We start from the raw sequence: 8,565 nt of genomic DNA, 5'->3' as shown, positions 1-8,565 counted from the left end.
GTACACGGCCACGCTGCCGATACCCGCGTCCCGGCACGCCCGGGCCACACGGACAGCGATTTCGCCACGGTTGGCGATGAGCACCTTGCGCACGACGGAGCCTTTCTGTCCGGCCGACAGGGAGAGCCGGGACTCAGCGGTCCTTGTGGCCGATGATCAGGACGTCGTCCTGGGAGTTGGCGAGGCCGACGGTCTCCGGACGGAAGCCGGCCTCCTTCAGCCAGCCGTGGCAGTCCTCCACCGAGTACTCGTGGCCGCCGGCCGACCAGACGAGCATGCTGAGGCTCGCCATGACGGCGAACAGCGGCGGGGTGTCGTCACTGACCATGGGGTCGTAGATGATCACGGACCCGCCCGGGCGCACCGCGTCGTAGGCGCTCCGCAGCAGCTTGAGCCGGTCCTCCGTGCCCCAGTTGTGCAGGATGTGGCCGAAGATCAGCGCGTCGGCGCCCGGCAGCGGGTCGGTGAAGAAGTCGCCGCCGTGGAAGGTGATCGGCCGGTCGGGCGAGAGCGTCGCCATGTGCTTGTCGAAGGCCCGGTCGAGCTGGGCCAGGTCGAAGACGCCGCCCTTCAGGTGCGGGTGGGCGGAGGTGAGGTGGTACGCGAGGTTGCCGCGGGCGCCGCCGACGTCGACGAACGACTCGTACCGGCTCCAGTCGAGGGCCGCGACGCGGGCCGCGATCGGGGTGTTGAACATGTCCATGCTGGCGAGGAAGGAGTCGGTGGCCTCCTCGTCGGCGTAGAGCGAGTGGTACGGGTTGCTGCCCGCGACCGCCGCCGCGTTGTGCGGCTTTCCGGTGCGCAGCGACTGGCCGAGGCCGTCCCACGCCGGATTCAGCTCGCGCTCGCAGAACTGGAGGTATCCGCCGACGAATTCGGGGCGGCCGCGCACCAGGAACGTCTCCGCGGCCGGCGAGTTGCGGTACCGGCCGTCTTCCGATTCGAGCAGTCCCAGGCCGGCGAGGGCGAGGAAGAAGTCACCGGCGCCGGGCATCACGTATCCGAGGCGCTCGCTCAGTTCGGCCGCGGTGGCCGAGGTGCCCGACAGGTGGGTGAAGAGGTCGGATTCGGTCGCGGCGAGCAGCATCTTGGTCTGCCAGTAGCCGGACAGGATTCCCATGACCTGGCCCGGGTTGGGCTGCTGAGGTTCCTGGGTGTTCGTTGCGTCCATGTGCCGGGACCCTCCTGGGAACGGAACTCGGGAAATCTTTGCCCTTCTCAGTCTGGGTTGGCTCGACCCCCCGTCCAGTAGCCCTTGATTCAGGGCTTCTTGAAGGAATCTCAGGGTTTCGGGAAATGCGCGCGGAAGGTCAGGGCAATGTCAGAGCCGCGTCAGAGAGGCTGCCGGGGGCGGGGCGCGCGCGGGGCGACCGGGACATGCCGAAGCCCCGCGCCGGCACGGGGCCGGCACGGGGCGGGGGCGCGTCGACCCGCGCCAGGTACGGGGGTTGAGACCTGGCGCGGGGGTTCGGGGGAGGACGGGGGTCCGGCCCGGGGGCCGGACCGGCCTCAGCGGGACGCGGGGGCTTCGGCGGACTTCTGGTCGGGGGTGGCCTGCGGCTCGCCACCGGGGGGCCCGACGGCCACGGGCGGGGTCTCGATGCGCCCGGGCAGGAAGAGGGTGGCGACGAGCAGCACGGCGAGGGTTCCGATCGCGAACCAGTAGACGCCGTGGATGCCCTTCATCACGTCGGTGCCGCCGATCGTCTTGAGGATGACGGTGACGAGGGCGATACCGATCGCCGCGCCCAGCTGGTTGAGCATGTAGAGCACGGAGCTGCCCTGGGGGACGAGGTGTCCGGGCAGGGTGCGGTACAGGGAGCCCATCGTCGGCGCACCGACGAAACCGAGTCCGAGGCCGACGATCAGTGCGGCGATCGAGGTCCACACCACGCTGGTGTCCGCGCTGACCTGGGTGAGCACGAAGCCGCCGAGTGCGGCGACGACGGCGCCGCCCTGGGCGAGGCCCCGGCTGCCCATCTTGTCGCTGAGGCTGCCGGCCAGCGGCATGGCGGCGGCGGCGCCCAGGCCGATCGGGGTCACCAGGAGGCCCGAGGCGAAGGTGCCCATGCCGTGCGCCTGCTGGTAGTAGAGGGGCAGGGCGAACAGGCTCGCGAAGGTGGCGAGGCCGCTCAGCGTCATGACGGTGACGCTCGCGGTGAAGCTGGTGTTCTTGAACAGCCGCAGGTCGATCAGCGGCGGGGTGTCACGGCGCTCCCGCAGGGCGTGGACGCCGTAGCCGAGGAGCATCACGACACCGAGGATCAGCGGGGTCAGCACCTGCCAGGTCGCGAACGCGGTGCGCTCGGCGGACTGGGTCATGGCGAGGACGAGCACCGCGAAGCCGGGGCCGAGCAGGGCGAGGCCGATGACGTCCAGCTTGCTGAAGGGCTCCTCGGTGCCGCGCGGCGGGTCGGCCGGCACGACCTTCATCGCGAGGAACAGCGCGATCAGGCCGACGGGCAGGCTGAGCAGGAACATCCAGCGCCAGGACAGGCCCTCGAGGATGGCGCCGCCCGCGATCGGGCCGAGGACCGGTCCGAGCGAGAGGACGACACCCATCAGACCCATGACACGACCGGCCCGGGAGGGGCCCGCCGCACGCGCGAGGAGGACGAGCACGAGCGGGTCGAGGATGCCCGCGCCGACACCCTGCACGGCTCGGAAGGCGATGAGGCTGCCGACGTTCCAGGCCAGGGCGCAGGCGAGCGAGCCGCCGAGGAAGAGCAGGAGGCCGATGATCCACATGCGCTTGCTGCCGAACCGGTCGACCGCCCACGAGGTGAACGGAATCATGGCGGTGACGGCCAGCAGGAAGCCGGTGGAGGCCCAGCCGATGGTGCTGAGTGAGGTGCCGAACTCTTTGCTCAGGGGGTCGATCGCTACGGCCACCATCGTGCTGTTGAGGATGCCCAGCATCCCGCCCAGCAGGATGACGGCGATCAGCCGCACCAGTGCGGGTTCCAGGCGGTCATCCCGTACTTGCGTCATCACTTCTCCGGTTGAAGTCTCAGAGCTAATTTGAACCAGCGGGTTCAATCTAGTGATCTCGAGAGACCTATGCAACCACTACGTCCATAAAATTGAACCCATGAGTCCAAGCTGACGCCCCCGAGGGTACGATGAGGGGGTGACCGGAGCGAGTACGACCACGGCGTCGAGGCCCAGGACCTCCCGAGGACGCATCGACAAGCGGCAGGCGATCCTGGACGCCGCTTTCACCGTGTTCGCGCGTGAGGGCTACGCGAACGCCTGCGTGAAGGTGATCGCCACCGAGGCGAACGTCGCCAAGCCGACCGTCTACAACCACCTCAACGACAAGGCGAACCTCTTCCGCAGCGCGATCGAGGTGGCCGCCGAGGTGGCGCAGGCCGAGAACCTCGCGGTCGTCGAGCGGCTCGCCGACCCCGGCGACGACCTGCGGGCCGCGCTCCAGGACGTCGGGCTGCGGCTGCTCCAGTGCTACTCCAGCGACCGCTCGTGGGCCCTGCGCCGGCTGCTCTACTCCGAGGTCGCCCGCTTCCCGGACCTGCTGGAGACCGTCCGCGGCGACGGCACCACCCGGGTGACCGGAGCGCTCGCCGACCGGCTCGCGCGGCTCACCCTCGAAGGCCGGCTCCGGACCACCGACCCGGCACAGGCGGCCGAGCAGTTCATCGCGCTCCTCACCGGGCCGGTGGAGGCGCGGTCCCGGTTCGGCACCGAGCAGCTCCCCGAGGAGGATCTCCGCGAGCTGGCGGAGAGCGCGGTCCGCACCTTCCTCCTCGCGTTCGGCTCCGAGCCCGCGAAGGCCGTCGCCACGCACTGAATCGTCAAAGGTTTGCGAAGTCGACAAGTCGGCGTCAACTTCGTTGGCATCGGCCCGAGACCCCCGGATAGCGTCACCAACCGTCCCCACCCCGTGCACCCCTGACCTGGTGCGCCGCGACCCGAACGCCGTCGCGGCGCGCCGGGCGCACGGTGGGCGAACGTCCGTGAACGCCGGCAGAGTGCCGCTACATCCGGAGGTCCGTGCCGATGACTGCCACCGAGTCCGAAGCCCCCGCATTCCCCCTCGCCGCCACCGGGTGCCCGATGGACCCGCCCCCGCTCCTCGGCGAGCTGCGTCGCGACAAGCCCGTCAGCCGCGTCACCCTCTGGGACGGCAGCCGCCCGTGGCTGGTGACCCGGCACGCGGACATCCGCGAGGCACTGCGCGACCCCCGACTGAGCTCCGACGTCCGGCGCCGCGGCTTCCCGTTCCTCTCCGCCGCCCAGGCCGAGGCGATCGGCGAGGCCCTCATCACCTTCATCCGGATGGATCCCCCCGAGCACACGGCACAACGCCGCATGCTCACTCAGGAGTTCATCGTCAAGCGCATGGAGGCCATGCGCGCCGAGATCGACGCCACCGTGGACGCGCTGCTCGACGGGATGACCGCCGACGCCTCAGGGGCCGATCTGATGGAGGCGTTCGCGCTGCCGCTGCCCTCGATGGTCATCTGCCGGATGCTCGGCGTGCCGTACGAGGACCACGGCTACTTCCAGAAGCGCAGCCAGATGGTGCAGGACACCACGGCCGCGCCGGAGGACGTGAACGCCGCCCTCGGCGAACTCGCCCAGTACCTGGTCCGGTTGGCCGGCGAGAAGGCCGCGGAACCGGGTGACGACCTGATCAGCCGGCTCGTCGCCGACCACGAGACACCCGGGCGTCTCACCCGCCACGAGGTGGCCGGGATGGCCCTCAACCTCCTCATCGCGGGCCACGAGACGACCGCCAACCAGATCGGTCTGGGCGTCCTCGCGCTCCAGCGGCAGCCGGGACAGTGGGAGAAGCTCGTCGCGGACCCCGCCCTCGTACCGGCCGCCGTGGAGGAGATCCTGCGGCACCAGAGCATCGTCCCCACCGGGCTCCAGCGGGTGGCCCGCGAGGACATGGAGATCGGCGGCGTCACGATCCGCGCCGGTGACGGCGTCCTGCTCCAGACAGGCGCCGCCAACCGCGATCCGGACGCCTTCGACGATCCCGACACCCTGGACATCGAGCGCGACGCGCACCGCCACATGGCCTTCGGCTTCGGTGTCCACCAGTGCCTGGGCCAGCCCCTGGCCCGGATCGAGCTGCAGTCGGCGCTCGCCGGACTCCTGCGCCGGCTGCCCGGACTGCGGGTCGCCAAGCCGCTGGAGGAGCTGGACTTCCGGCACGGCGGCAACATCTTCGGGCTCTTCACGCTGCCGGTGGAGTGGTGAGCGCCGTGCGCCTGCTGCTCAGCGCCGACACCGACAAGTGCTGCAGCTCAGGACAGTGCGCCGCGGCGCTGCCCGAGGTCTTCGACCAGGACGACACGGACGGCCGCGTGCTGCTGCTCGTCGAGCGCCCGCCCGCCGAGCTGAACCGCGCGGTGTACGAGGCGGTCGACTGCTGCCCCGCGGGCGCCATCACCGTACGGGAAGAGGGCTGACCCCATGACGAACCCGTCCGTGGCCGGCCCGCCGCGCACCCGGCTCTCGACGCTCACCGGCATGCGGGGCATCGCGGCGCTGCTCGTCTTCTTCTTCCACATCTCCACCTCCGGCCTGTTCCGCAGCGCCGAGCTCAACCAGGACGTGCAGTTCGTCTTCGGCGCGGCGGGCGGGGTGGGCGTCTCCTTCTTCTTCGTCCTGAGCGGCTTCGTCCTCGCCTGGTCGGCGCGGCCCGGCGACAGCAAGGGCCGGTTCTGGCGCCGGCGGTTCGCCAAGATCCTCCCGAACCACCTCGTGACCTGGGCCCTGGTGGTCCTGCTGATGGTCACCACCGGCATCGCGGCCTCGCCCTTCGAGACCGTTCCGCACCTGGACGGCGTGGACGGCTGGCTGCCGAGCGTCGCGAGCCTCTTCCTCCTCCAGGCCTGGCTGCCGGAGATCTCGTACTCGGTGGCGGGCAATCCGGTGAGCTGGACCCTCGCCTGCGAGCTGCTCTTCTACCTGAGCTTCCCCTGGCTGATGCGGGCCCTGTCGAGGATCCGGCCGGAGCGGCTGTGGGGCTGGGCGCTGGCGACCGTCGCGGTGATCGTCGCGCTGCCGGCCGTCGTCAGGGCCGTACTGCCGGGGACGCCGCCGCTGCCCTGGGACCCGACCGTCTCGTCCTGGCACCACTTCGCCCTGTCGTTCCTCCCGCCGGTGCGGCTCCTGGAGTTCGCGCTCGGGATCCTGATGGCGCTGATCGTGCTCTCCGGGAAGTGGATCCGGCTCGGAGTGCTGCCCGCCTCCCTGCTGCTGCTCGCCGGCTATGTCACGGCGCTGTACGTGCCCTTGGAGTACGGGCTCGTGGCCGCGACCGTCCTGCCGCTGGCGCTGATCGTCCCGGCGGCCGCGACCGCGGACGCCGAGGGCCGGACGGGCTTCCTGGGCGGCCGGGTCATGGTGTGGACGGGTGAGGTCTCCTTCGCGTTCTACATGGTCCACATCGCGGTGATCGCGTACGGCCACCAGCTGATCGGCGGGCGGGAGCGCACCTGGCCGGTGGCGGCGGGCTTCGCCCTCATGGCCGTGTTCTGCCTGGTGGCGCTGGTGCTCGCCTGGGGGCTGTACCGGGCCGTGGAGATGCCCGCCATGCGCCGCTTCGGCCGCGACCGCCGACCGGAACCCGCCGCCGCCTCGGCGACGGCCGGCACGGCGGTCGGCACGGCGGTCGGCGCCACGGCCGGCGCCCCTTCGGTGCCCGCGCCGCGGGGTGAGGCGCCGTCCGCGCCACCGGCGGGGGACGGACAGGGTGCGCCCTCCTCGTCCGCGCTGCCCCGGTGACGGCCGTGACGGCCGCGCCCGACCAGCGCTTCTTCGTCCTCCTCGGAACGGACGGCGCGGGGAAGTCGAGCGCCATGGCCCACATCGCCGAGCGATGGCCGCAGTGGCGGCTGCTGTCCACCGACAGCCGGTTCGTGGACACCGAGCACGGGCTCCTCCGGGACCTGCGGCGCGGGGTCGTCCGGGACGTGCTGCCGGGCCTCGGCCGCACCTACTCCATGGACTTCCTGACGAGCATGCTGCAGACGGCGGTGGTCCACCTCAAGGACCGCATCGAGGCGCAGGACCCGGACACCCCGGTCCTCGTCGACTCGTACTACTACAAGATCCTCGCCAAGTGCCGGATCTTCGGGGCCCGCCACAACCCGATGTACACGTGGTGGCGCTCCTTCCCCCAGCCCGCCGGGGTGGTCTTCCTGGACGTCGCCCCGGAGACGGCGTGGCGGCGCAGCCGCGCCGGTGAACTGCTCAATCCGCTGGAGTACCTGGGCGAGACCCCCGAGTGGTTCTCGTTCGAGGGCTATCAGAAGAGCCTGCGGAAACTACTGCTCGAAGAGGTGCGCCACGTGCCGGTGACCGTGATCGACGAACAGCCCAGTGCCGCGCGGGCCGCGGAGGCCGTCATGGAGGTGGTCTCCGCGTGAGCGCGACGAACGTATGGCGGAACCCGGGGCACGGCGACCGCTACCGGGAGCGGGTGTTCGCCGAGCGCGACCGGCTCGCCGCCGCGCGGGCCGACCTGCGCGGCCATCAGGACCGGGTCCTCGCGGACATCCTCGCCTTCAACGCCGGGACCGAGTTCGGCAGGCGCCACGACTTCGGCCGGATCATCACGGTGGACGACTTCCGCGAGGCCGTGCCGGTGCAGGACTACGCGGCCCACGCGCCCCTGATCGAGCGCATGGCGGCCGGTGAGCCGAACCTGCTCTCGGCGGACGCGCCGGTCCTCTACTTCACCAGCAGTGGCAGCACCGGGGCGCACAAGAAGATCCCGGTCACCGCGCGCTTCATGCGCACGACGTTCCTGCCGTTCTACTACGCGGCCTGGGCACCGCTGATCGAGCAGGTCCCCGAGGTGCTGCGCCGGCCGGACGCGGTGCTCAACCTCAAGCACGACCCGCTCACCGCGCCGCCGACGACGGCGAGCGGCCGTCCTCATGTCGGTGCGAGCCAGGTGGACTTCGGGGCGAAGTTCGGGGAGCCGCTCGCGGCCGAGCTGGGCACCGGTGCGCCGTGGGGCACGCTGCCGGTGGCGGTCGAACCCGACGACCACCTGGAGAAGACGTACCTGCGGCTGCTCATGGCCGTGCGGAGCGACCTGCGCGCGCTCGTGGGCATCAATCCGGCGATGGTCGCCGCCGTCCCGTACCAGCTGAACCTGTGGTGGCCGCGGATCCTCAAGGAGGTCCGCGACGGCACCGTCGGCGGCGTTCCGCACCTCCCCCCGGACCCGGAACGGGCCGCCGAGCTGGAGCGGCTCGCCGCGTACCACGGGACGGTGCGGCCCGCTCAGGTGTGGCCGCGCGTCGAGGCGCTGTTCGCCTGGACGACGGGCATGGCCTCGCTCTATCTCCCGGGCCTGCGGGAGGAGTTCGGGGTCGGCGTACGGGCGCTGCCGGCGCCGGTCGCCGCCTCCGAGGGGCCGGTGGGGGTCGCCCTGGACCGGCACGGCTCGGCCGGCAGCCTCGTGCCGACGGCGTCGCTGTACGAGTTCGTGCCGGCCGACGAGGACCTGACGCCCGACGTCCGCACCCTGCTGCCGGAGGAGCTGGAGGCCGGGCGGGACTACCACGTCGTCTTCAG

At 71.3% G+C, this 8,565-nt stretch carries 8 protein-coding genes and 1 pseudogene; 6 read left to right on the top strand and 3 right to left on the bottom strand.

Going from position 1 to position 8,565, the window contains the following annotated elements; translation table 11 throughout:
- The 3 genes from ACWFR1_RS31565 to ACWFR1_RS31555 form a co-directional block, all read right to left on the bottom strand.
- Window positions 1-93, bottom strand: a 93-nt coding sequence (locus tag ACWFR1_RS31565; RefSeq protein WP_351219746.1) for a biotin carboxylase N-terminal domain-containing protein, incomplete at its 3' end; no start/stop codon positions are given.
- Window positions 94-133: 40 nt separating this feature from the next.
- Window positions 134-1,171, bottom strand: coding sequence for a methyltransferase (locus tag ACWFR1_RS31560; RefSeq protein WP_453557244.1), 1,038 nt, complete (start codon window positions 1,169-1,171; stop codon window positions 134-136).
- A gap of 338 nt (window positions 1,172-1,509) precedes the next feature.
- Window positions 1,510-2,991, bottom strand: coding sequence for a DHA2 family efflux MFS transporter permease subunit (locus ACWFR1_RS31555; protein WP_453557242.1), 1,482 nt, complete (start codon window positions 2,989-2,991; stop codon window positions 1,510-1,512).
- A gap of 139 nt (window positions 2,992-3,130) precedes the next feature.
- Here ACWFR1_RS31555 and ACWFR1_RS31550 point away from each other — a divergent pair, with 139 nt between their 5' ends.
- The 6 genes and pseudogenes from ACWFR1_RS31550 to ACWFR1_RS31525 all read left to right on the top strand — a co-directional run.
- Entirely contained in the window at window positions 3,131-3,808 is a 678-nt protein-coding gene (locus ACWFR1_RS31550; protein WP_453557240.1) for a TetR/AcrR family transcriptional regulator, read from the top strand.
- A 209-nt stretch (window positions 3,809-4,017) separates the two neighbouring features.
- Window positions 4,018-5,229, top strand: coding sequence for a cytochrome P450 (locus ACWFR1_RS31545; protein ID WP_453557238.1), 1,212 nt, complete (start codon window positions 4,018-4,020; stop codon window positions 5,227-5,229).
- Window positions 5,226-5,441 carry a ferredoxin gene (locus ACWFR1_RS31540; protein ID WP_453557236.1) on the top strand — a complete coding sequence of 72 codons (216 nt, stop codon included), beginning with the start codon at window positions 5,226-5,228 and terminating at the stop codon, window positions 5,439-5,441. Before ACWFR1_RS31545 ends, ACWFR1_RS31540 begins: the two co-directional genes overlap by 4 nt.
- Before the next feature lie 4 nt (window positions 5,442-5,445).
- Window positions 5,446-6,762: an acyltransferase family protein gene (locus ACWFR1_RS31535; protein ID WP_453557234.1), complete on the top strand. Its 1,317-nt coding sequence runs from the start codon at window positions 5,446-5,448 to the stop codon at window positions 6,760-6,762.
- Window positions 6,759-7,406, top strand: coding sequence for a hypothetical protein (locus ACWFR1_RS31530; RefSeq protein WP_453557232.1), 648 nt, complete (start codon window positions 6,759-6,761; stop codon window positions 7,404-7,406). Before ACWFR1_RS31535 ends, ACWFR1_RS31530 begins: the two co-directional genes overlap by 4 nt.
- Window positions 7,403-8,548: pseudogene (locus ACWFR1_RS31525) on the top strand (GH3 family domain-containing protein); the annotation flags it as partial. The gene ACWFR1_RS31530 and the pseudogene ACWFR1_RS31525, both read left to right, overlap by 4 nt.
- Window positions 8,549-8,565 lie beyond the last annotated feature (17 nt).

It is taken from the genome of Streptomyces sp. NPDC055103 (assembly GCF_053607625.1).
The sequence above is the reverse complement of the archived record's forward strand: the minus strand, read 5'-3'. Positions and strand labels throughout refer to the sequence as shown.

What these genes read in the sequence shown, in the direction of transcription:
- ACWFR1_RS31535 (WP_453557234.1), top strand. Translation starts at nt 5,446, where the DNA reads ATGACGAACCCGTCCGTGGCCGGCCCGCCGCGCACCCGGCTCTCGACG.
- ACWFR1_RS31560 (WP_453557244.1), bottom strand. Translation starts at nt 1,171, where the DNA reads ATGGACGCAACGAACACCCAGGAACCTCAGCAGCCCAACCCGGGCCAG.
- ACWFR1_RS31545 (WP_453557238.1), top strand. Translation starts at nt 4,018, where the DNA reads ATGACTGCCACCGAGTCCGAAGCCCCCGCATTCCCCCTCGCCGCCACC.
- ACWFR1_RS31555 (WP_453557242.1), bottom strand. Translation starts at nt 2,991, where the DNA reads ATGACGCAAGTACGGGATGACCGCCTGGAACCCGCACTGGTGCGGCTG.